Origin of the sequence: Viridibacillus sp. FSL H8-0110 (assembly GCF_038003565.1) — a bacterium.
In the GTDB taxonomy this organism is placed as follows: domain Bacteria; phylum Bacillota; class Bacilli; order Bacillales_A; family Planococcaceae; genus Viridibacillus; species Viridibacillus arenosi.
Genome location: NZ_JBBOPJ010000001.1, coordinates 205,242 through 229,340, shown reverse-complemented (window position 1 = coordinate 229,340; position 24,099 = coordinate 205,242). Strand labels below are relative to the sequence as shown.

Below are 24,099 nucleotides of genomic sequence, written 5' to 3'. Positions count from 1 at the left end.
ATCCTTTTTTTGTAGGGTAGCTCGTAACTAAACTATTGTATAAGAAACAACAAAAATTATTACTGCCGAAACACAATAAAACATCATGCCATTTGCTCGGTTTTTTTGAATTCCTGTACCCCGCTAAATACAATGACTAACCCTAGAGATAACATCATATATGAACTGAATAAAAAATCTTTTTTCACAAAGCATAAATTACAAGTAATAAAGTAATCACACTAAAAATAATACATCCTACCAACAGCCACATATATATCTCCGCCTATGAATAAAGCTTTCGTTCTTTATAGAAATACTTATATGAGACATTTATTAATATACTTACGCTTAGCAACACTACTATTGCTAATATTCCTAAAACAGTTTTGTCACCGATATCGCCACCAAATTTATACTCTTTAATACGAAGTAATAAATTCGTTAAATTTAATACTATCAAAAACAGAAGTGATGCACTTTGCTTTAAGTATGTTCCAAAAGTTTGCTTTCGCTCTTCAGTAATATCATGCCCTAAGGTTGGTATTGTTTCTCCCTCTTTATATTGCTTTGCCCAGATGAAAAAAGAACCGAAACGTTGTGTTGTTTTATGTTTTAGTTGCCATCCTGCTTCTTTATGCATATCGAAATAAGAAGGCTCTACTCGTTTTCTCATTTCGCAAACATAAGAGACTTTTTCATTTTGGCCATCTTCAAATATAAAGAAATCCCCATTTACTTTTACTAATCTATTACCTTGTGCAACCATTTCCATTAACCACTTCTCTAACATTTTAGGAAAATACACCCAATTGTTCTTCTTTTTTCTAAATACCTTTCCTGTTGCCTGCACCTGATCGATCGATGTATTAAAATATTTCTTTTCTAAAGCCTTTAATTGCCTTTTTAAAAAGAAACTTAACCTAATATTACTAACCGCTAAAATAATAATTGATATAGGAATCATCCACCAAATAGGTGCCAAATCTTCAAAGTCCAACATAAATAACATTAAACAAAACGGCATGAAAATGATAAATAGTATCCATGCGCTAATAATTGCAAAACGGCTCCATTTATCCTCGTGAAAACTAATACGTCTCAAAACACCATCTCTTGAGGGAAAGAGGGAAATAGATGGATGATTATTCTTCACGATAAGCCAATGCTTTGCTCTCACAACTTCATGCCACCCATTATTTTGTAGCGTTTTTGCCAATTGAGCTGACTTGCCATATTGGATTTGATAAATTGTTTCAATTGATGCGACTTTTTCAAATTGAAATAGGCGACTAAATCGTTGTATATGCGATAGTTGCAAGCCATCATGCGCCATTTCAGCTAACCATTGCTCCGTCTCTTCAATGCGATAACTCCAAAACGGTCTCCACCTTTTTATGGTCACTCAAAAGCCCCCTTGTATTTTGCGACATTCACATACAATTCATTTAAACGCTTCATTTCATGTCTCATCAACGCTTTTCCACCATCTGTTATTTCATAAATTTTCTTACGCTTTTCATCTGCATACATGGTAATTATACCGTCACGTTCCATCTTAGTTAACGTTCCATAAATCGTTCCCGATCCAAGTTTTAAGCGATTATTTGTGACTTCTTCTACATGCTTAATAATGCCGTAACCATGCCTCGGTTTTGATAATGACAATAATATATAAAAAGCAGTTTCAGTCATGGGGCTATAACTTTTAATGATTTGCTCTATATTCATGCGATACCTCTTTTTACTCCAACTATGTCACATTTCGACTATATCACGCTGCGACATATTAAATCAACATTATTTTCCAAAAATAAAAAACTATCCCATTTTATCAGGATAGCCTTCTTAGCAGTTATGCTTTTTTATTCGAGTCTTGCTTTGCCAAAAATATAAAAAGTCCGATTAAGCTAATGATGTTCAAAATCGTGCCACTAATAAGTAATACCCATTGCATCGTCAAAGGTAAATTACGCGTCATACCAAATGTGATACTAAGGGAGCCAACAGCGATTAGCACCATGTATAATGGTAAACCTTTCAACAAATTACTTCGCCTCTTTATTTGAAAATTTCGGTTTTATTTATTTCGATAGTACCATGATAAATATGAACCTGCTAGTAAAAGAATGTTATTATTTCATTATTAAATACTATGTTTCTGCATGAAATTTTATATCTGCTCTTTTAGGTCAACTGATACACCGTTATTTCTAATAATTATTGTACAGCTGTTTCTAAAAAGCGAAATGCAATTCCGTTTTTATTTGCTTGAATTGAAGCCTGAATACCATTTGGTAAAATGAACATCGGATCTGTGTGACCAAAGTCAGCATTATAAACAATCGGGAAATCATATCCTTCTGTAGCTCTTTGTAGAATAGTGTGCAATAACCCATTATCGTGATTATCTCCAAAACCTACCGATGGGTGGAATCGTCCAATGACTAACGCAGAAATTTTATCAAATACTTGCATATGTCGGAGTTGCGTAAAATAGCGATCTATTGATTCTGGACATTCACCTTCATCATCTTCTAAACAGAGAATTGCTCCATCCACATTTGGAAAGTACTCCGTTCCTGCTAAAAGCAACATAACCCCAACGTTTCCTGCGATAATCTTGCCTCTTGCTTCCCCTTGTTTGAAAACTTGCATACCAGAGTTAAACTCTTTAACACGCTCCCTCGTATCTTCTTTGTCCCAAGATAATGATTCCAATACTCGGTATGATGAACTGTTAATCTCAACAGTATCTACTTCAACCAATGTTTTTTGAAAATAATTATATGTATAATCCATTAACCCATTTAATTCACCGAACTGAGGTAAAATCGCTGGTCCCAAATATGTAACAAGTGATGTTTTTTCATATATAGCGATATTCAAAGCTGTAATATCACTATAGCCCATCAATATTTTGGGATTTTTTTTAATTAGTTCATAATCGATTTTATCTAGTAATTGATGTGAACAGGTTCCACCAATTGTCGTAATAATCGCATCAATTTTTGGATCACTAAACATCGCATGTAAATCAACCAATCTTTCATCTACTGTGCCAGCCATATAGTGGTCGCTCTTTGTCGCATGCTCACCAATAGCTACTTTATAGCCCATTTTCTTAATCGCTTCAATTCCTCTCTGCAAACGACCGGGACAATCAGCTGCTATGCCTGACGATGGCGCAATAATTCCGATTGTACTACCTACCTTTAACCTTTTCGGCTTAATATTATCTATGACAATTCCCCCCTACAAAAATACTTTTACATATTCTATCACTAAATTCAGAATAGTCTACTTCAAAATAAAAAAAACCACTAGAGCAGCTTTTTTTGAAAGTATCATTTTGTTCCAATAGAAATTTTTCCATTTTCGTTCACTTCAACAAATCGGCCGTCTTTCAACTGAATCAACAATGGATAACTAACTGCTTCTTTCGTCGAAAAATACCATATTCTCTTAGTAGGCGCTAATAAAAAAAATGCCCCATCTTCCCTTTCGCCTAAAAAATTTAGAGCATTCGATTCTAATGGCTCCTCATCTGTTAGGGTAATACCAATTTTTTGTAATTCATTACCAACCTTCAAAACATCATCTGTTGTAACATTTATTTCACTAATATTTAATAGATTCCTTGCTGAAAAAGGTTCAGTTAGTTTGGTTTGTGGAGAAGTGCCATAACGTGAAATCAGCTCAACAATATTACCAGAAGGATCTTCGAAGTAGCATGAGAATGCTTTAGCTGATTCAAAATGTACTTCATCATTACCTTCTTCATCATTATTTAAAGATACTAATTGCATAATCCATTTTTTGGCTTCTCGAAATAAATTACTAGGTATATTGAGTGCAAAGTGATAAAACGGCATACCTTTCCCTTCATATTCTTTAAGTTCTAAAATACTTGTACCAACAGCTATTTCAAAACTATTAATACTTTCGGTTAAAAGTCCAAAGCCTAATTTCTCCACATAAAAATTCTTCGTTTCTTCTAAATTTGAACTATACAAACTCACTTTTTGGATAATCATCACATGCCCTCCAATCGATACTTCCATCATATTTAATAGCATTAGTGTTTTATACCATCAATTGGATGAAATCTCTTTCCTACTATTGAATGAGAAAAGGACTGCTAAAATGTCATATAATCATCCTAGCAGTCCCTTTAGATAATCGGTTTTTAAAGCTTCACTACCCACTTTTCATCATCCAACGCTTGTGGCAATAGGACGAGGGAAATACCCGATAACTGTTGGGCGTATTTCTGCTGAACAATTTTAAAGGTAAGTACTTCTGTCACAAAAAAGTATTTCGCATATGCTTGCTTACTGTTCAGTGTTCTAAAATCGTGCAACATCCCACCCTTTTGGTGTGGACCAAAATCATTAGGTAAAGCGGGTATAACTGTTCTTAAAGTTGCTAAAATCCGATTACCTTCTGTAGTTGTTTCATCATATGTAAAGGTACTTGAATCTTGTTGAGTTTTATCTGCTGAAAAAGATGGTATATCATATTTCCCTATTAGAAACTCTATTACTAACTGAGAGGCTAGTAAATTCATGTCTTGCTCAATATTACCTAACATTCTTTTCCACGATCGAACGACATCAAACTGCTCTTGTAACTCTTCGGCTGCAAAGCGACGATGTGAATTGTGTACAAAGAAGGTCTGAATCAAATCCATTTTAGCAGTCATCCTTTGAAAAAAATCAAATTCTTCCTGCTCTACATTTAAGGCTCTTTCTTTATTTGTACTCATTTCTTCCTTTACTACTTTATTCTTTTTCTTTGTTAAGATTTCACGAGATACTTTCACGAACTCAACAGATTTTCCAAATTGAACCTCATCTACTCGAAACCCTGCCTCTAGCCATGCAGCAGCTTGCACATATGTACCACTTCTAGTATTTCCCCACCAAGCATGATAAGTATAGGCTGAACGAGGTAATGTCACCGTCAATATCTGTTCAATCTCCTCAAAAGTTAGTACAACACGACGTTCTTCCTGCCTTTTTAAATAATTGAATAAAGGTAAGTATTTTCCCTGTACTAGTGTTGTTTCCATCATCCATTACTCCCCACTCGGATAAAATTAAACAATATATTAGTACATTTTATCATATATTATACAGAAATTTCTAAAAATTCAATATATATTATATTTTATATAAAACGAAAAACGTGCTATAAATCCTTCAAAGGATTTATAACACAAAATATAATATTACTTTTTCTTTTGGTCTTTTAAAAACGTTTCATATAACGGTTTAAGTGTTTTTGAATTGACGTCGATGTCATTTTCGTACGCATACTTCACTGCATAGCCTAGTGCGATTGTCATTCCGCCTGCAACACTCGCACCAGCTACAGTACCTGCTCCTGGTACAAATTTTACTATTTGGCGGAAAATTGTTTTCCCAACATTACCAACAATCGTTGCGATAATCATTTCCTTAGCTTTATCTTTAGAGATAGGCTTTCCGTATAGGGTAGATAACTTCAGCATCATACCTACTTGTAAAGTCGTTAATGGTACGAAATCAGCACCTGGAATCGGCACTGCTCCAATCGCAGCTGCTGATGCACCTGCTCCTAAAATCCACTTTTTAGCAGTAGCAGACTTATCAGCCATGTGAGCTGCCATTAAAATGTCTTTTTTTTTGACCTCTAAAAGCTTTAGCACCTTTTCTTGTAACATGGACATATTTTCACCTGTGCGAGAAGAAATCGGTGTCACCGCATACTCATAATTTGTATGGTCCTGTACATATTTCACAAGGCTTGGTATATCATCAGCAGCATCAATTTTGTTAAGTACTAGAATAATGTCTTTATTGACCGCACTTATTTTCTTTAGTGAAGCAAGCTCAGTCTCTGAAAGAACAGTACCCGCTGCATTAAGGAAAAATAACACGACATCTGCCTCGTGGAAAAAACTCATCGTTAAATCCGAGTTTTCACTTTTAATATCGTCAAGCCCTGGAGTATCGACGAATACAATTTTATCTTTGTATATATACTTTTTAATTTGTTGTGTTTCACCAGGATTTGCTCCTACTGGTGCCACATCGTCACCCATTAATTTGTTTACTGTTGAGGATTTCCCAGCGTTTACATCACCTATCATGGCTATCAAAATTTCACGATCCAGCTGGGCATTAATTTCTTCTGACTTTTCTTCAAAAATACGATCAAATTCTGCATCTGTAAAAGGTTGATTTGAGTTCATCTGTTAAAACCTCCTGAAGGTTGGACAATACTTCTCATATTTTAAAGCTATAACAGACCTACAAAGAATGCAAACTTTTTACTTTTTTGTACTTTTAGATAACCGCCTTTATCTGCAAATCGCTTACATTTAGTCTGACCATTCTAATAACGAAAGTAAATTTGTAGACTAGTGGCTCCTAAATTAAATTAGTATTTTAAATTTAGATACATAACATCCACTTTTCTCTACAAAAAGTGCACTATTTTTCCTACTGCAACATCAGATGAATTATGAAAAACTAAAAAGCCCAAGCTCGGTACAATACCAGGCTTGGGTCTTCAAAATCAGTTGTTTTTTTCAGTATAATAAGTAGTTAGCTCATTATAATATTTGTTTAATGAAGATGGGGAAACCTCAAATTTTTCAGAGATTTCTTTCACTGTCATTCCAAGTGGTTCAAATAATTTTTGTTCTTCACCAAAACGAATGGCACCTGCCGCAATTGCAACAGCCTTACGCGCTTTCGGTTGGCGCTCTACAACATAATCTTCTACAATTTCAAGAACTGGTCTTGGGTCTTGTCCTTTGCCTTCTAAAAACTCTAGCACACGTAAAAATACGTCCGCTTCAAAATCCGTAAATTCTCCGCCTTCAAAGCCAGCTTCACCTAGCTCTTTCCAGAAGTCCAGGCTATTTTCTTTCCAATAAGCTTCTTCGTCTAAAGTCGATTGTGCTTTAAAAGTATCTGCTAAATTTCCGAATACAGATTGATAATCTTTCGGGAAGAAAATCATACTAGATACCGCTAAATAATGCGATTCTTTATTTGAGCCGTCTGATAAGATAAAGCAAAATACATGCACACCTACAGGAACAGGCTTGTCACTTTCCCGACGCAAATGTACAACTTCATCTGTTAAAATATTTCGTACCACCATATAATTCTCTTCAATTGCTGTTACTTCAGCAACCATCATTGTTGGATGCTCCCAAGTGTTTAATACAGTTAAAGTCGATGGGCGTACTATTTCTTTTTTCATTTTTTGCAAATATCCTTGCCAAATATCCGTTCTATCATGGAAGAAATATGCATCTAATGCAATGGCTTCAATCATATCTTCTAATAAATATTTGCCGACTGCATCATGCCATTTCTTCGCTACTTCAGCAAACTCAGGAATGTCGCTACGTAACGGATACTTATCATAAAATGTTTGCAATACTCGTTCTAATTCTTCTGCGTATACGGATTCTACTGTGACTGCTTCTTTCTTCTCACAGCATTTTTTGTATTTCTTACCACTACCACATGGACACGGTTCATTACGTCCGGGCATTCTAACACGTCCTTTATCATTTAAGTGCTTTTTTAGCATACCATCTTTCATGAAATTGCAAAAGGTTACACTATAATTAGCATTTTCATTACGTCGACTGAAAATCCTGTCGATTTATGGTATGGTTCTTATATGAAAAAATTAATTCCTTTACTCATATTAATGTTAGTCATTTTCATCTCATCTAGTCAGAGCTATGAGCAGCAAACTATCGTACCAACATTACGTGAATGGTTTCCAAATGAACCATTAAGACCTCTATTATCCCTATTGGAAATTCCCTATTGGGGCATAATTGTATCAGTAGATGAGCGCGGCTATTATTACTTTTTAGAATTCTTAATCCGAAAAGCTGCACACTTTGGCATGTTCGGATTGATAGCGATAACAATATTTATTGCTTTACCTAAACATAAATTCCGCCTATTCACCGCAGCCCTTCTGACATTTTCATTAGCGGCACTTGATGAACTTCATCAATATTTTACAACCGGTCGAACAGCTACTTTTCAAGATGTAATGTTAGATACAGCAGGTGCTGTCACATTTCTCATCCTTTTAAAATGCATACTAGTATTAACACGAAGAAAATCCGTAGAAGCTTAATGCCTCTACGGATTTTCACTTTATATAGAAGCTGAACTAAAACCAACTGTTTATCTCATGACTTTCTTTTTGCTATCTGTTGAATCGGATCCCAAACTCCGTTATAAGGCGGTGCATAGGCAAGATCCAAATCCAATAAGTCATTCAGCGTCATCTCGTGATAAAGTGCTGTAGCAAATACATCAATACGTTTATCTACACCATTTCCACCTATAATCTGTGCTCCGTACAATTTCTGCGTCGTTTTTTCATAGATAAATTTCAATTGCATTTCCTGGTTTCCAGGATAGTAACCAGCAATATCTTTCGCTTTTTGCTTATGTGTTTCGTAATCGAATCCCAGCGTCTCTGCCTCTTTTTCAGATAATCCTGTTCGACCTAAAGTTAGATGAAAGAACTTCACAACAGAGGTCCCTACGATGCCCTTGAACGTATTTGCACCACCAGCCATATTCATGCCTGCAATACGTCCTTGCTTATTTGCTGTAGTGCCAAGTGGGATATAATCATCCTTTTGCTTAATTCGATGAAAATGACTTGCACAATCACCAGCGGCATAAACGTTTTCTAGACTTGTCTCCATATACGGATTTACCAGAATCGCACCCTTAGGTGTCATATGCATACCGGTTCCATCAAGAAAGTTTGTATTAGGTTGTACACCAATTGCTGCTAGTACAAAATCAGTCTCATACTCTCCCCTGTCCGTCACAACTGTTTGCACATGACCTTCACCATTAAAGCCTTTCACTTCTTCATTGAAAATTAATTCAACCCCATTTTGTCTTGCCTCTTCATGAATGAGCTCTGCCATATCTTGATCAAATATATTAGCTAACTGATTACCAAGTTGAATAATACGTACCTTTTTGCCAAGTTCCGCTAAACTTTCAGCCATTTCTAAGCCTATGTAACCACCTCCAATGATAGTTACCTGTTTAACAGAATCATTCAAATCATTTAAAATCGCCTTTGTATCAGGAATAGTTTTTAACGTATGAATCCCAGCTAAGTCAGAACCCTCAAAGTCAGGGAAGATAGGGTTAGCACCAGTAGCAATAAGTAAACGGTCATATGGAATATGGAAGGTTTCATCCTTCTCAAGCACAACACCAGATACCGTTTTCGCCTCTGAATTGATATTTGTTACATTATGTCCTGTTCTAGCATCAATACCATACTTCGTTCGAAAAGTTTCTACACTCCGTGCGATCACATTGTCTGTCGATGGGATTCGTCCATCAATAACATAGGGCAAACCACATTGTCCATAAGAGTAAATATGCCCCTTATCCAATGTCGTTACTTCCGCTTGTTTATCGCGACGTACAATTTCCATAGCTGCGCTCATACCTGCAGCATCCCCGCCAATAATTACATATTTCATAATCATTCACCTCTGCTTCCATTATTCCCATTCTATGCGCAATAAAACTACTTATTGCATTTTGACTTCTTTAGTTCTATCTACATACCAGCTGTAAAACTCAGATGCAGCCTCGTTAGGCACATCAAGAAGCTCCTTATGCAGCACTGGTTTTGCTCGGTTTACCGTTTTAATTGAAGCTAACTTGAAGTACCGTTGCAACTTCGACCGTTCTGTCTTCACTTCAATAACTTGACTACGCTTTGTAATAAATAATACGGTAGAAAATCCACCTGTTTTCATTTGAATAAATGACTGATTCAGTAAATATCGGCTATTTTTATAATCTAATATTCGTGAAGAGTATATAATTAGAAGTAATACTACAGAAACCCACCACAATGAAGGCTTGAAATACCAAATTAATGCCGTTGCAATAAACCAAATATAGCTTGGACGAATCATACGAATCCAAAATGCTTTTTTCGGCAATTCATGCATACTTTCTACTACTTGATAATCTGGAAGTAACTCACTTATCAATGTATATGCCTTTCTCACTGGTAAAAATGGATAAAGCGTATTCGACTCTACCTCCCCAATTGTAGTGTTTCCAGCACTAATTAGCTTTACCTCAGCTAGTCCGAGAATTCTCTTCATGAAAGATTGCGAAATCTCAACAGCCTGTATCTTCTCTTTACGAATTGAAAAAATTGATTCATCTAAGACACCTTTTTTAATATAAACCTTCTGATTATCCGATGAAATTTCATACTTGCCATACTTAATAAAGGTATGAACCATACCAATTGCAATGGAAATAAGTAGAACGCCAATTAAAATAGCTGCTAAGATTGCCCAACCCCATTTCAAAGCATTTGTCACTTCATCTCTAAATACATCGAGTTTAACAACATCATCCAGTTTAAAAATCATTGGAATTAAAATTAAAAAACTAAGTGAAGTAAAAGACGCCTTCACCAAATCTTTTTTTGTCGGTGTAAAATGAATCATTTTTTCATCTTTCTTCTCTGGCTCTAAAACCACAACCTGCTCTTCAGGCAATCCATCCGATGATTGTCCAATAATTTTCTTCTGTTCACGAGTTTCTGTAACTGCGCTCTCTATACTTTCTGCTTCTATTCTAGAAATTACGTCAAATGTAATGGAGCTTTCATCACCAACAGTTGCTGTTTCTAGAGTTAATGACGTCACTTTAAAAATTTTATGAAAAACAGTCGTTTGGCGTTGGACATTCTGCACTTTTAAAAATGGAATAGTCCGCTCACTTTTCGAAAAAATTCCCGACTTAATATAGAAAGCATCATTTTTTATCACATATCTATATGTTATCCATTTACCAATACTTAAAAAAAGCATGATTACAACATAGGCCAAGAATATCCATTTCGCTGTTTGAATCCACCATTTTTCAGAACCCATATTTAATAAAAAAAGAAATATAAAAAAGATTATATTACTTTTAATTAGTTTATACAGATCGAATATTAGTACAAGCGGATGTAATCTTTTCAATGGTTGCGTCATCATTCCACTTCCTTAATTTTTGCATAATGCGCAATTTGATCACGCAATTCAAATGCCTCTTTCTCAGAAATGGCAGGGATTACATGTTCTGTTCCCATAGTACCAATCTGAATTGAAAACAAATCGTATTTGCGCATTAATGGCCCTTGAATTAACTCTACAGACTGTACCTTTGTCATTGGAACTAATTCATTAACTTCTTTAAAAGCCCCGTACTTTAATTGAATAAATTCCTCATTTACATCATAACGCCAATACTTTTGCATAAAAGTTGGTTTAAACAAGATTTCCCAAATTGCAGTAAAGACAGTTAATACTATCAAACCTAAGACAATCCAACCAATCCATTCTTTCCACTCAAAGTGAATATGTAAATAGTAGAGGACTCCAAGTACAGCAATAATTCCTGCATTTGTTAATGTTTCAGTCATACGCCAAACCTTTACAGCTTCTCTAGAAATACATCGCTGTGGCGCTTCAATCTTTAAATACATCCAACCACTCCTTCTTTACTATTACGTCTTATATAAGGAAAAAGTTTCTAAATAAAATATCCCCCGCTAAAAAACAGCGGAGGACGATTTTACATTTTCCCAATTAATATGTCTAAATCAATCGTAATTTCGGTTAAGTTTGTAGCAGCTACATCACTTTTTTGATGCCACCCCATTGGTGTCATATGCATTAATAATGGCACCAATTCTTTATTTATTTCTATTGTTTGTGTAATACGCTTTACTTCAACCTCAAGAAAATTCTCCTTGAACCGTTCGACAATAAGCTCATTTGAATAAGATTCCTTTTCAGATTCCGCAAAGAATAAAGCACGTAATTCCTGTAAATATCCACTTTGTGGTACGACTTTAATAACCAACCCATTCGGCTTCAAAAGTCGCTTAAACTCCGTGTAATTGGCAGGTGATAAAATATTCAATATCGCATTAAAGCTTTCTTGTTGATATGGACTTTTTGCTAGGTCACCGACACACCAAATCATGTCAGTATAATGCCGCCCTGCTGCAATAATTCCTTCTTTTGCGATATCAATACCTACTCCAACAAAAGTGGTATCAGATTGCTCTTGGAATTTATTTTTAATACTTGCTAAATGTGACCCTTCCCCGCAACCCGTATCGAGTACAGCAACATTAGTATTCATCTGCTTTAGTAAATCACAAATAGCTGTATGCATCGGTGCATATAATCCACTTTCAATAACCAGCTTACGCGCTTCAAATAAACCTTTGCCATACATTGAAGTCGCAGCATGCGTCATGAAATTTACATAGCCTTGCTTTGCAATATCAAAAGAATGTCGATTATCACAAGCAACACTACAATCCTCGGTCACCGTCATCTCATCCCCACAAACTGGACAAGCGAACAGGGCTCGATTCTCACTCATATAATTAGCACTCGCTACTTTTCTCGGCAATGCCATGCCAAACACCTCGTTCATTAATCTTCTTTACCAAGTATACAAAACAAAGTGTTGCTTGGCTAAGGATAAAATTAGAAGGGGCGTACATAGGCTTGATCATGTCGATTGTTCTCCAAATTATCATAGGTAAATATCTAGATAACAGTAATTCTTTATAACAATGAATAACCTCCTACAATAAAAAAACGCTGATAACTCCCAGTCATCAGCGATTTACTCTATCTATTAAGTTTAAAATAACGCTTCAAACGTGAGTTCACCAAACACGATAATAGCAATAGTTTATTGTTTAGAATCCTTTACACTAGCATGTGTTATAACGCTACCTATTTCTGTGACTACTAATTTATCGCTAAAAAAATCACATCTAATGCCATTATTTCGTTTTATCAGGCGCAACGAGAGCATATCTTTCCCAGCGACGACTTTTCCATCTAAAGAAAACGAGAATAGCTCGGAACCATTCATCCGCTGCAATTGCCAACCATACACCTATTAAACCCATATCTAATTGGAATACAAGTAAATAACCAAGTGGTAAGCTCATGCAAACCATTGAGAAAAATCCGATGACTAATGGATATTTAGCATCACCTGAAGCACGCAATGAATTGATAATCGTAATATTAAATGTACGTCCTGTTTCTAATAAAATACTACACACTAACACTGCCGCACCAATTTTTATAACTTCTGGATTATCAGTAAAGAGACGCATTAGCGGATAGCGGAAAATAACCACCACTGTGACCATCACTAAAGTAAATATAATCGCCCATTTCAGACTAACCCACAATTGTTTATACGCTACATCCTTTTCATTGGCACCAACGTATCGGCCAACCATAATCGCAGTTCCTGTTCCAATCGCTATGGCAAATAAATAGGTGAACATTGAAATATTATAAGCGTATTGCCGAGCTGCTAGTGATTCTGCACCTAAATACGTCACGTAGTATAAAAAGACAATTTGACAACCTTGGTACATCACTTGCTCAAATGCAGATGGAAGTCCAATTTGCAAAATCTTACCAATATATTCTTTTGATAATGACACGTAGTATTGAAATTTAATACGTACCTCTAGTGCTTGGTACAATAGCCAGAAGAATACTAGTAGAGCCAAAACACGACTGACGACTGATGAAATTGCCGCACCTTGCACCCCTAGTTCAGGGAAGCCAAATTTACCGAAGATCAAAACATAGTTCCCTATTACATGAAAAATATTCATTCCAAGTGATACATACATAGTCTGTTTCGTCCAACCATGCACACGAATGATCGCTGCTAACGAGTTGATGATTGCTTGTAGGAAAATAGCTCCCCCAACAATGAATAAATATTTACTAGCATACTCAAGTACATCACCTTGTAAATTCATTGCAATCATAATATTTTTCGAGAAAATCACGAAAGCGACGCTCATTATTAAACCAATAACTAAATTCAAGGAAACGGCTAGTGCTGAAATTTTGGCTGCTTCCAAATAACGCTTAGACCCTAAATATTGAGCAACAACAATCGATGCCCCGTTTCCTATTACTTCTAAAACTAAAATTGCTATATGAATATATTGATTGGCTGCTCCTACTCCTGATACTGCATCATCAGACAATGCGCTCAGCATAAATGTATCAGCAAGCCCCATCAACATAAATAAAAATACTTCTAAAAAAATCGGCCAAGTTAAATGAAATAAATTTAATTTCACTTCAGGCCCTTTCACTGTTGCCGTTGTGCCCATCTAAACACCTTGCTTCCCACTATAAAATTCAGATAATTTGTATCTTAACATAGAAATCAGCTCATATCTATGGCTTAATGCCATTTATTACAATCTATTTACTTTGCTTAATTACACCTTGCTAATTCCATTATTTATGTTATATTGATGTTGAAAACTAAATAGCTTTTTAACCACTAGGGGAGTCATATAATTGGCTGAGACGCAGAGTGTTGCGGACCCTTGGAACCTGATCTGGCTCATACCAGCGGAGGGAAGTGGCGCTATCAGTCTATTTTGTTTTATTGAAAATGATTGCTCGCCGCCTACTGACACAGATCAGGGGCGGCTTTTTGTTTTCAAAAACAAATGAATTTGGGGTGCATAAAGATGACATTTTGTGAAGAAGTAAGACAAGAGTGTAATGATTTATGGGAAGGTAGCTTTCAACATCCGTTTGTAAAATCATTAGCAGCAGGTACTTTACCACTCGACATTTTCCAATATTACGTACAACAAGATGCTTATTATTTAACCCACTTTGCAAAGGTGCAAGCACTAGGAGCAGTAAAGGCAAATGATTTACATACTACACAACGTTTTGCCAAACATGCTGAATCAACATGTATTGCTGAATTGTCACTTCATGAGCAATTTTTTACTATGTTAGAAATTACAGATGAAGAGCTTGCTGCATTTGAGCCCGCACCGACAGCATATGAATATGTATCTCATATGTATCGCGCTACAAACAATGGTGATTTAGCTGATACTCTCGCTGCAATACTTCCTTGCTACTGGCTTTACTATGAAATTGGCGAACGCCTAAAAGATTCAAAACCTAATCACCCTATTTATGATAAATGGATTCAAACATATGGCTCTGAGTGGTTCGGAGAATTAGTAGAAGAACAAATTAATCGCATGAATGACCTTGCCAAAGACTTACCCCCTGCACGTATTCAACAACTAAAAGAACATTTCCGTAAAAGTAGTTATTATGAATGGCATTTCTGGGAAATGGCTTGGACGAAACAACAATGGACAATTGGACATTACGAAAAGGAGCTGACTAAATAATGGGTCAACAACCTTTTCTTGAAAAGTTACGTGTCGAAAAACCGCTAGTCCATAATATTGCCAATATCGTTGTTTCCAATTTCCAAGCTAATGGTCTCCTCGCACTAGGTGCTTCTCCTATGATGGCGGAGGGAATCGAGGAAGTAGCTGAAATGGCTGCTCTTGCAGACTGTACAGTTCTTAACATCGGTACACTTGATCAAGGAACTGTTTTATCCATCATTGAGGCAGGTAAAAGTGCCAATAAAAAAGGTATTCCTGTTGTTCTTGACCCAGTTGGCGTAGGTGCTAGTGTGTTTCGTAAGAAATCCGTGACAACCATTTTAAAGGAAGTTCAAGTTACGGCTATCCGCTGTAATGTAGGTGAACTTGCTACACTCGGTAATATCGAATGGCAATCAAGGGGAGCTGATGCTGGTGAAGGTCAAATAGATGTACAACTAACTGCTAAACAAGTTGCTAAACGGCTTAACTGTATTGTTGCAGTCACTGGGTTTGAGGATACCGTAACCGATGGCCAAACGACAATTCAAATTGATGGTGGGCATGACTTAATGCCACTAATTACAGGCTCCGGGTGCTTGCTTAGCGCGGTGACAGGTGCATTTCTTGCTGTTTCAGATGGCCATCATTTGCAAGCAACAGCTAATGCTCTATCATTTTACAAACAAGTTGGAGAAAGAGCTGCAAAAACAGCCATTGCTCCAGGCACTTTTGCAGTTGAAATGATTAACAGTTTATATTCTCTTACTTCAGAAAATTTACGTAACAATATGAAAATCGTAGAAAAAGAGGATATTCAAATATGACAAGTGTTGCTATGACAATTGCAGGTTCTGATAGTGGTGGTGGGGCTGGTATCCAAGCAGATTTAAAAACATTTCAAGAACTTGGTGCATTTGGTACATCTGCAATCACAGCAGTGACTTCACAAAATACACTAGGCGTTCACGACGTTTATGCCGTAGCAGTTAACAATGTTATCAGCCAAATAAAAGCTGTCCTTGATGACTTTCAAGTAGGAGCTATTAAAACAGGCATGCTTTTTTCAGCAGAAATCATCCACGGAGTAGCTGAAACATTAAAAAGTTATGATCTACCAATGCTCATCATTGATCCAGTCATGATTGCAAAAGGTGGTGCATCACTTCTATTAAATGAAGCTGTACACTCTATGAAAACTGAGCTACTACCACTTGCAACCATTATTACACCTAATATTCCTGAAGCTGAAGTACTCACAGGTTTAACGATTCACTCAGATAGTGATGTAGAGAATGCTGCAAATCGGCTAATTACAATGGGCGCTAAAGCCGTTGTCTTAAAAGGTGGGCACCGCGATACAAAAGATTATGCAGAGGATTTATTTTTATCAGCAAAAGGCGAACGATTCATTATGCGTTCTGAAAGAATCGACACGAAAGATACACATGGTACAGGCTGTACATTCTCAGCAGCTATTGCAGCTCGTTTGGCACAAGGTTTCACTGCTTCGGATGCCGTAATTGATGCGAAATATTTTATCCAAGCCGCTATAAAGAATGGACTACAATTGGGTGCTGGCCATGGACCTACAAATCATTGGGCCTATCGTGAAATTTCAGAAAAGGCCCGAAAGGAAGTTATGATCATTGAATAGAGAACAACTTCAATTATATTTCATTATGGGGAGTCAAAATGTCGAAGAACACGATCCAATCGTTGTTTTAGAAGAAGCTCTTCGTGGTGGCATTACCTTATTTCAATTCAGAGAAAAAGGAGAAAATGCGCTCACCGGGGAAGATAAAATAAATTTTGCTAAAGCATGCAAAGCCCTGTGTAAAAAATATAATGTACCTTTCATTATCAATGACGATGTAAATTTAGCAATCGCTCTAGATGCAGATGGTGTGCACGTCGGCCAAGATGACGCTAACGCAATTGCAATCCGAGAAAAGATTGGTCTAGATAAAATTCTAGGTGTCTCTACTCATTCATTAACAGAGGTAACCGCTGCAATAAATGCAGGAGCTGATTACGTAGGCATTGGTCCAGTCTACGCTACTACCTCTAAGTCAGACGCTAATTCCCCTGCTGGTACAATATTAATTGAACAAACAGCTGCTACTTATCCCTCTCTACCTATTGTTGGTATTGGTGGTATAACAATAGATAATTGTCAAACTGTTATCAGAGCAGGAGCAGATGGCGTTTCACTCATCTCTGCTATCGCAACACATGAAGAACCATTTGTAGCCACACGACAACTACTTCATGTCTTACAACAGGTGGCGAAAATTTCATGACTTCACGCAAAACGACTATAGCCATGTTTGTCGCTATTGCCGTTGCCGGATCTGTTTTTGTATCATTTCCAGCAGGTATTGCACGTGCATATCCTGTTCAACATGCTGTAAATGTTCTAGCTGCTGTAATGCTAGGACCTGGCCCAGCTGTTCTTATTGCATTTCTTACTGGGCTTGTCCGAGTAATAACCGGCACTGGTTCCTTACTCGCCTTTCCCGGTAGTATGATTGGAGCTTTTTTAGCAGGTGTGCTCTACAAACATTACGGTAAAGTATGGCTAGCAGCTGTAGGAGAAGCTATTGGTACTGGCATACTCGCTTCATTTGTTGCAGTACCATATGCCAAAATTTTAATGGGCACTTCAGTTACTGCTCTATTCTTTATGCCCGTTTTCCTTGTATCAAGTGTTAGCGGTGCTTTGCTTGGTTGCATTATCTCGGTTCGCCTAAAAGAAACAAAATTTGCTCATCAATTACAAAAGCACTAAATATGCCACAAAAAAACTGTCCACAATCTCATTTGATTGTTAGACAGTTTTTAATTTAGGATAAGTAACTTAAAACTAGTCCTACCGACAATAAAAATCCAAAGAATGTATTCGTCAGTGCAGTGGATTTCATTGCAATCCCCTGTTTAGCTGGATCATTTACGCCTTCTTTAAAGGCCTTAATTGCCTGTATTGGTTTCGGAATACTTATTAATACAACAAGTAACCATGGACTAACCGTCCCAATAATAACAAGTACAATTATCCATAGATATGACACGATAAATGAAAGCGCTAGTAAATTCACAGCCTTTTCACGACCTAAAAGGATTGCTAATGTTTTACGTCCTCCAATTGTATCTTCCTTAATGTCACGGATGTTGTTCGACATATTAATGCCTCCAACTAATATCCCAAGTGGAATTGACACCAAAAGACTTGTCATACTAACCGTTCCAGCTTGTATAAAGTATGAAATTAATACAAATCCAATTCCCATACTAAGACCTGCAAACAACTCCCCAAACGGTGTATATGCAATCGGGTAAGGTCCACCGGTATATAAATAACCGATTGCCATTCCTACCGCACCTATTGCAACAAGCCACCAACTACTATTCATACAAATAAAAATACCAAGTACAACAGCAACTCCATATAACGATAGTGCAAAAGCTAGTACTGTAGAAGGTTTAGTACCATGACGTACAAGTGCACCACCAATCCCTACAGAATCAGCTGTATCTAATCCACGTTTGAAATCATAGTATTCATTGAATAAATTTGTTGCAATTTGTAGTGCTAAACAGCACACAAGCATTGCTACAAATAATCGCAAGTCTATTCTTACATCAAAAACAGCAAGTACTGTCCCAAGAATGACTGGTACGAATGTCGCCGTTAATGTATGTGGACGAGTAAGTTGCCACATCAACTTCGCTGTACTAATCTCTTCTATATTTTGATTACGATTTTGACTCATAATCGACTTCCTTTCATATTAAACTACAACTACTCTATATTAACTGATTTTCAGATATCGCGCCAAAGGAGAAATTTCTAATCAAATGAGTAGAAACCTTATAGATTACTTGATTCGCATAAACGACAAAAAAAGCTGCTCCTAAGTCATACTTAAGAGTAGCTTTAAAATCCATAACTTATTTAAAGACTTTCACTCGGTCTTCAACAGGAGAAAATTGTTTTTCACCAGCTGCAACAACCGGTTTACCAAAAGGCATTTCAGCTAGTAACTTCCAGTCTAAAGGAATATTCCACTCGCTTTTCACTTCATCATCAATTAATGGGTTGTAATGCTGTAATGAGGCACCAAAACCTTCTTGTTCAAGTGCAGTCCATACTACATATTGCACCATACCTGACGATTGTAAAGACCAAATTGGAAAGTTATCCGCATATGAAGGGAATTTCTCTTGCAAGCCCTTTACAATTGATTGGTCTTCAAAAAATAGCACTGTACCATAGCCTGCACCGAACATATTCATTTTTTCTTCAGTCGGCGCGAAATCATTAGCTGGTACAACTTGGCGTAAAGTTTCAGTTGTAATGCTCCATAATTTTGAATGTTGCTCACCTAACAAAACAACTGCACGTGCTGTTTGAGAGTTAAAAGAAGACGGTGTATGTTTTACTGCATGTTCAACGATTTCTTGTATACGTTCATCAGATACGATGGCTTCATTATTAATTACATATATGCTACGACGTTCCTCTACAGCTGTTGCAAAATCTTTTTTAGTCATTTTAAATCCTCCAATTAATGTATATTTCTTAACTAAAATCAATTATGATGTATCTAGTTACGAATTGTAAGTAGGCACATTAATTAAACATAGTATAAAAAAAGATACTAATGGGAGGTTACGCATGTTAAACGGACAAAAAAATCCGAGTCAATGCCAAATGGTTGTTGCATTAAACATGATTGTTGGCAAATGGAAACCTATTATTTTAGATCACTTATTACATGGAGATGCACTTAGATTTAATGAACTAAAAAAACTCATTCCGGATATCACTCAACGAATGCTCACAATGCATCTACGTGAATTAGAAGAACACGACATCCTAACACGTACTGTATATCCACAAGTACCTCCAAAAGTAGAATATCAAATCACCGAATATGGCATGACACTACAACCTATTTTAACAACTATGCAAAAGTGGGGCGCCAAACATATTGAACATATGAAAGAAAAAGAACAATAACATGCGCACATCCTCCGCCCAGTTCGCATACACTAGGTAACGACTAGAAGCAGAGGATGTGAAATGATGTGTGGTATCACAGGATGGGTTAATTTCAAAAAGGACTTAAGGTTGCAACAAAATGTTTTACATACCATGACTAAAACATTAAAAAAACGTGGCCCAGATGCGGAAAACATTTGGACTGAAACACATGCAGCATTTGGACATCAAAGACTCATCGTCATCGATCCAAGTGGTGGCGAGCAACCAATGACCCGTACAAAAAGCGGTACTAACTACACAATGGCCTATAATGGGGAACTCTATAATACAGATGAGTTGCGCCGGGAGCTACAAAAACGCGGCTATCACTTTTCGTCTAATTCAGATACTGAAGTTTTACTTATAAGCTATATTGAATGGCAGGAACAATGTGTCGATCATCTAAATGGTATTTTCGCCTTTGCTATTTGGGATGATATTTCTGAAAAACTCTTCATTGCACGAGATCGGCTTGGCGTAAAACCACTCTTCTATACAGAACAAAACAGTGGCTTATTATTTGGATCTGAAGTAAAAGCTCTACTTGCACACCCAGATATTCAACCAATCATTAAACACGAAGGACTCGCTGATGTTTTTAGTCTTGGGCCTTCTCGTACTCCTGGTAAAGGAGTATTCAACAATATACATGAATTACGCCCTGCTCACGCACTTACATTTACCAAAAACGGCCTTCGTATTTGGCGATACTGGAATGTTAAAAGCTCAGAGCATACAGATTCCTTTGAACAAACAGTGACCAATGTACGTGACCTTGTGACAGATGCAGTGGAGCGACAACTCGTTTCCGATGTACCCCTTTGTACTTTCTTATCAGGAGGATTAGATTCCAGTATTATTACAGCAATAGCAGCAAATAAATATAAAAAAGATGGTAGAGAAGCTCTTCACACCTATTCCATCGATTACGAAGATAATGCTAAGTTTTTTGAATCGAATGATTTTCAAGTTTCCACAGATGCTTTCTGGATTCAAAAAATGACTGAAACGTTTAAAACCGTACATCATTCAGAAATAATTACACAACAGGAGCTAATTGATTATTTGAAAGAAGCAGTACATGTACGCGATGTCCCAGGTATGGCTGATGTAGATTCATCACTATTATGGTTTGCAAAAGTAGTTAAAAAAGACTTCACTGTTGGTTTGTCAGGTGAATGTGCCGATGAAATATTCGGAGGCTATCCTTGGTTTAAACAGTCTTTCTCCAGCTTCCCATGGATTCGATCAATTGGTGAACGCGAATCTGTTCTACGCACAGAATGGCAGCAAAAACTCAATATCCCAGACTATATGCAAAATGCCTACGAAGAATCCATTGCCGAAACGCCTCGACTTGACGGAGAATCACCAGAAGACGCAAAACGACGAGAATTGTTCTATCTCAACATGATTTGGTTTATGACGACATTATTAGAGCGCAAGGACCGTATGAGTATGGGGGCAGGTCTTGAAGTTCGGGTTCCTTTTGCAGACCATCGCCTCGTAGAATATATGTGGAATATTCCCTGGGAAATGAAATCAGTAGGTAATATGGAAAAAGGCCTTTTGCGAAAGGCAATGGAAGAGCTTTTGCCAAAAGAAGTGCTCTATCGACAAAAGAATCCATATCCAAAAACATATCACCCTGCTTATACAGCTGGTATTCAACAATGGCTTAAAGAAATTCTCCAAGACAAAAACTCAATCCTCCATGAATTTTTTGAACGTAAACGTCTAGATAGCCTTATAGAGTCTGGGGGTACGTCATTCAAAGTCCCTTGGTTTGGGCAATTAATGGCGGGACCACAGCTTCTCGCTTATTTAGCTCAAATTCATACTTGGTTTGAAGATTATCAGATTCAGATTGTTGAATAATAAAGAGCACGCAGATACTGCGTGCTCTTTTCATGCTTCTATTTTTTAGCTATACACTTTATCTCGTTAATCTCTTCCTGAATAATTCTACTCAATCCATCTACAATAATATCCATTTCATGCAACTCAGCATTGATGTGAAAATTGATCCTCGTCCTATCCGGAATTTTCCCTTATTGTCTACTTCAATTCAATCTCAACACCTATATGCCCCAGACGATCTAATTTGAAAAAGCATAGTCGTAAATAATCTAGTGATGTTTTTGTATCGGCACCAAATAACATTTCAAACTCATTTCACTTAAATTTTTCAAATTCAGAAACGCCATCCCTTAATTCCTCTAAATCTTCATAATCTGTATATACATCTACTGTAAAAGAACATACTTCGTTAGCCAACTGCCAGCATCGCTGAAAAAACATTTCCCCTTCCCATAACTTCTCCAATTCCATTTTAAATCGTCGCATTACAAAAACCCCAATCTATTCTCTTCATTATAATAAGACTGTTAATCATTGACAAAAAACAAACCAAAATGTATTATGTTTATAAATAAACAAACGTTTTATATTAAAGTTTGGAAATAATATCGGAATCGAAGGTGTTTATATATGGAGAACTCAGAACTATTTTGGAATGCATCAATTGATCAACTAAAAAAAGGCTATTCTGAAGATGCACATTGTTACACTTGCCTCCTTTGTGGTGAAAAAATAGAAAAAGGCATTATTTATCCTCAAAATGACGTACTGTATGAAGCAGAGAAATATATGCAAATGCACATTAAAGAAACTCATCAATCTGTTTTTGCATATTTAATCGGACTTAACAAAAAGATGACAGGGCTTACTGAGCATCAGAACAATTTATTACGTCTATTTTATGCAGGAATGACAGATGCTGAAGTACAGCAAGAATTGGAAATCGGTAGTACCTCTACGATCCGTCATCATCGATTTGCCTTAAAGGAAAAGGAACGCCAAGCGAAAACGTTTTTAGTCATGATGGAGCTATTAAAAGAAAAAGATATGAATGCACCTACATTCGTACCTGTACACAAAACCGCTACGATGGTTGATGACCGTTATAATATCACCAATAAAGAACAGGATGAAGTTCTAAATAAACTTTTCCCTGAAGGTACAAATGGACCTTTGTTACGCTTTCCGAAAAAGGAAAAACAAAAACTTATTATCCTACGCGAAATTACAAACCGCTTTGATAGCGAAAGTACTTATACAGAAAAAGAAATTAATTCTATTCTTATGCCAATTCATGATGACTATGCTATGATTCGTCGTTATTTAATAGAATACGGCTTTTTAGATCGTAAAGCAGATGGCAGTGCATATTGGATTAAAAAATAAAGAAAGTAGGTAGCTCATAATGGATCGTCAAAAAGAACTCAAACAAATTTATAAAGAAACCCCTATCCAATCAGGTGTTTATAAAATTACTAACACTACAAATAATAAAATCTATATCGGCAGTACAAATAATTTAAAGAGATTAAATGGTGTACAATTCATGCTGAAAATGAGTAATCATACAAATAAAGCACTACAAGAAGATTGGAACAAATTCGGTGAATCTGCATTTGAAATTGAAATTCTTGAAGTGTTGAAGAAAAAAGAAGAAGGATTCTTCGATGCGAAGAGAGAATTAGCAAAACTTGAAGAGCAATGGATTGCTAAATTAGAGCCATTTGGCGAACGCGGTTATCTCGATAAATAACCTTCTCACTTGAACTTTCCTCTCCTTTTTATTACAATTTAATTAACTTGATACAACAATGATTTCTAGGGTTCCGTAGCATGTTGCTAGCCTGGTCCGAGAGAAATCTCATAGCTATATTGCTATGCCACGGAAGGATAAAAGCCTGGGAGAC

At 36.5% G+C, this 24,099-nt stretch carries 26 protein-coding genes and 2 riboswitches; of the genes, 10 read left to right on the top strand and 16 right to left on the bottom strand.

The features are described from left to right. Window positions 1–265 precede the first annotated feature (265 nt). The 8 genes from MHH98_RS01225 to MHH98_RS01190 form a co-directional block, all read right to left on the bottom strand. A complete protein-coding gene (locus MHH98_RS01225) occupies window positions 266–1,384 on the bottom strand; it encodes a DUF2812 domain-containing protein (protein ID WP_076034752.1) in 1,119 nt (372 codons plus the stop codon). Continuing rightward, window positions 1,381–1,710, bottom strand: a complete 330-nt coding sequence (locus tag MHH98_RS01220; RefSeq protein ID WP_038186345.1) for a PadR family transcriptional regulator — start codon at window positions 1,708–1,710, stop codon at window positions 1,381–1,383. The genes MHH98_RS01225 and MHH98_RS01220 overlap by 4 nt, the downstream gene beginning before the upstream one ends. A 124-nt stretch (window positions 1,711–1,834) precedes the next feature. Beyond that, on the bottom strand, window positions 1,835–2,026 hold the full coding sequence (locus tag MHH98_RS01215) for a hypothetical protein (protein ID WP_038186346.1): 192 nt from the start codon (window positions 2,024–2,026) through the stop codon (window positions 1,835–1,837). A gap of 173 nt (window positions 2,027–2,199) precedes the next feature. Next, entirely contained in the window at window positions 2,200–3,171 is a 972-nt protein-coding gene (locus MHH98_RS01210; protein ID WP_281489841.1) for a S66 family peptidase, read from the bottom strand. A gap of 155 nt (window positions 3,172–3,326) precedes the next feature. Then, window positions 3,327–4,016 carry a VOC family protein gene (locus MHH98_RS01205; RefSeq protein ID WP_038186350.1) on the bottom strand — a complete coding sequence of 230 codons (690 nt, stop codon included), beginning with the start codon at window positions 4,014–4,016 and terminating at the stop codon, window positions 3,327–3,329. Between the two features lie 152 nt (window positions 4,017–4,168). Then, complete coding sequence (locus MHH98_RS01200) at window positions 4,169–5,053, bottom strand: DUF7662 domain-containing protein (RefSeq protein WP_051448743.1); 885 nt, start codon at window positions 5,051–5,053, stop codon at window positions 4,169–4,171. Window positions 5,054–5,212: 159 nt separating this feature from the next. After that, window positions 5,213–6,217, bottom strand: a complete 1,005-nt coding sequence (locus tag MHH98_RS01195) for a GTPase (RefSeq protein WP_076065572.1) — start codon at window positions 6,215–6,217, stop codon at window positions 5,213–5,215. A gap of 326 nt (window positions 6,218–6,543) precedes the next feature. Then, window positions 6,544–7,536 (bottom strand): YecA family protein, encoded by a 993-nt coding sequence (locus MHH98_RS01190; protein WP_076034749.1) that lies wholly within the window; start codon window positions 7,534–7,536, stop codon window positions 6,544–6,546. Window positions 7,537–7,668: 132 nt separating this feature from the next. Here MHH98_RS01190 and MHH98_RS01185 point away from each other — a divergent pair, with 132 nt between their 5' ends. Beyond that, a complete protein-coding gene (locus tag MHH98_RS01185) occupies window positions 7,669–8,142 on the top strand; it encodes a VanZ family protein (RefSeq protein ID WP_038186352.1) in 474 nt (157 codons plus the stop codon). Between the two features lie 55 nt (window positions 8,143–8,197). Here MHH98_RS01185 and MHH98_RS01180 read toward each other — a convergent pair whose 3' ends face one another. The 5 genes from MHH98_RS01180 to MHH98_RS01160 all read right to left on the bottom strand — a co-directional run bounded on the left by MHH98_RS01180 (window position 8,198) and on the right by MHH98_RS01160 (window position 14,244). After that, window positions 8,198–9,529, bottom strand: coding sequence for an FAD-dependent oxidoreductase (locus tag MHH98_RS01180; RefSeq protein WP_038186355.1), 1,332 nt, complete (start codon window positions 9,527–9,529; stop codon window positions 8,198–8,200). 51 nt (window positions 9,530–9,580) lie between these two features. Next, window positions 9,581–11,056, bottom strand: coding sequence for a PH domain-containing protein (locus tag MHH98_RS01175; RefSeq protein WP_076034748.1), 1,476 nt, complete (start codon window positions 11,054–11,056; stop codon window positions 9,581–9,583). Further along, the gene (locus tag MHH98_RS01170) at window positions 11,056–11,550 is read right to left on the bottom strand and encodes a PH domain-containing protein (protein WP_038186358.1); all 495 of its coding nucleotides are present in this window, start codon (window positions 11,548–11,550) and stop codon (window positions 11,056–11,058) included. The genes MHH98_RS01175 and MHH98_RS01170 overlap by 1 nt, the downstream gene beginning before the upstream one ends. Before the next feature lie 89 nt (window positions 11,551–11,639). Further along, the gene (locus MHH98_RS01165; protein WP_076034747.1) at window positions 11,640–12,497 is read right to left on the bottom strand and encodes a putative RNA methyltransferase; all 858 of its coding nucleotides are present in this window, start codon (window positions 12,495–12,497) and stop codon (window positions 11,640–11,642) included. 376 nt (window positions 12,498–12,873) lie between these two features. Beyond that, window positions 12,874–14,244, bottom strand: coding sequence for an MATE family efflux transporter (locus tag MHH98_RS01160; protein ID WP_038186360.1), 1,371 nt, complete (start codon window positions 14,242–14,244; stop codon window positions 12,874–12,876). A 168-nt stretch (window positions 14,245–14,412) separates the two neighbouring features. Next, window positions 14,413–14,517: riboswitch (TPP riboswitch) on the top strand. Between the two features lie 96 nt (window positions 14,518–14,613). On the opposite strand from MHH98_RS01160, the gene tenA reads away from it, so the two are divergent. Genes tenA through thiW form a run of 5 tightly spaced genes read left to right on the top strand, consistent with a single transcriptional unit; the run spans window position 14,614 to window position 18,076 of the window. Next, window positions 14,614–15,303, top strand: coding sequence for a thiaminase II (gene tenA, locus MHH98_RS01155; RefSeq protein WP_038186362.1), 690 nt, complete (start codon window positions 14,614–14,616; stop codon window positions 15,301–15,303). Continuing rightward, window positions 15,303–16,112, top strand: coding sequence for a hydroxyethylthiazole kinase (thiM, locus tag MHH98_RS01150; protein ID WP_038186364.1), 810 nt, complete (start codon window positions 15,303–15,305; stop codon window positions 16,110–16,112). The genes tenA and thiM overlap by 1 nt, the downstream gene beginning before the upstream one ends. Then, window positions 16,109–16,942 carry a bifunctional hydroxymethylpyrimidine kinase/phosphomethylpyrimidine kinase gene (thiD, locus tag MHH98_RS01145; RefSeq protein WP_038186366.1) on the top strand — a complete coding sequence of 278 codons (834 nt, stop codon included), beginning with the start codon at window positions 16,109–16,111 and terminating at the stop codon, window positions 16,940–16,942. Before thiM ends, thiD begins: the two co-directional genes overlap by 4 nt. Next, window positions 16,935–17,588 (top strand): thiamine phosphate synthase, encoded by a 654-nt coding sequence (thiE, locus tag MHH98_RS01140; RefSeq protein WP_038186374.1) that lies wholly within the window; start codon window positions 16,935–16,937, stop codon window positions 17,586–17,588. Before thiD ends, thiE begins: the two co-directional genes overlap by 8 nt. Beyond that, window positions 17,585–18,076: an energy coupling factor transporter S component ThiW gene (gene thiW, locus MHH98_RS01135; protein WP_038186376.1), complete on the top strand. Its 492-nt coding sequence runs from the start codon at window positions 17,585–17,587 to the stop codon at window positions 18,074–18,076. Before thiE ends, thiW begins: the two co-directional genes overlap by 4 nt. A gap of 55 nt (window positions 18,077–18,131) precedes the next feature. Here the strand turns inward: thiW and MHH98_RS01130 are convergent, their stop codons facing one another. Beyond that, window positions 18,132–19,058, bottom strand: coding sequence for a 1,4-dihydroxy-2-naphthoate polyprenyltransferase (locus MHH98_RS01130; protein ID WP_038186378.1), 927 nt, complete (start codon window positions 19,056–19,058; stop codon window positions 18,132–18,134). Window positions 19,059–19,236: 178 nt separating this feature from the next. Continuing rightward, the gene (locus MHH98_RS01125; RefSeq protein ID WP_038186380.1) at window positions 19,237–19,839 is read right to left on the bottom strand and encodes a nitroreductase family protein; all 603 of its coding nucleotides are present in this window, start codon (window positions 19,837–19,839) and stop codon (window positions 19,237–19,239) included. 124 nt (window positions 19,840–19,963) lie between these two features. Here MHH98_RS01125 and MHH98_RS01120 point away from each other — a divergent pair, with 124 nt between their 5' ends. Continuing rightward, window positions 19,964–20,308: a winged helix-turn-helix transcriptional regulator gene (locus tag MHH98_RS01120; RefSeq protein WP_038186382.1), complete on the top strand. Its 345-nt coding sequence runs from the start codon at window positions 19,964–19,966 to the stop codon at window positions 20,306–20,308. Between the two features lie 66 nt (window positions 20,309–20,374). Then, window positions 20,375–22,210 (top strand): asparagine synthase (glutamine-hydrolyzing), encoded by a 1,836-nt coding sequence (asnB, locus tag MHH98_RS01115; protein ID WP_076034746.1) that lies wholly within the window; start codon window positions 20,375–20,377, stop codon window positions 22,208–22,210. A gap of 297 nt (window positions 22,211–22,507) precedes the next feature. Here asnB and MHH98_RS01110 read toward each other — a convergent pair whose 3' ends face one another. Next, a complete protein-coding gene (locus tag MHH98_RS01110) occupies window positions 22,508–22,678 on the bottom strand; it encodes a hypothetical protein (protein WP_155981194.1) in 171 nt (56 codons plus the stop codon). A gap of 144 nt (window positions 22,679–22,822) precedes the next feature. Between MHH98_RS01110 and MHH98_RS01105 the strand changes: the two genes are divergently transcribed. Further along, window positions 22,823–23,578, top strand: a complete 756-nt coding sequence (locus MHH98_RS01105) for a DUF2087 domain-containing protein (protein ID WP_038186386.1) — start codon at window positions 22,823–22,825, stop codon at window positions 23,576–23,578. 19 nt (window positions 23,579–23,597) lie between these two features. Further along, window positions 23,598–23,945, top strand: coding sequence for a GIY-YIG nuclease family protein (locus MHH98_RS01100; protein WP_038186388.1), 348 nt, complete (start codon window positions 23,598–23,600; stop codon window positions 23,943–23,945). A gap of 54 nt (window positions 23,946–23,999) precedes the next feature. After that, window positions 24,000–24,099: riboswitch (guanidine-I (ykkC/yxkD leader) on the top strand.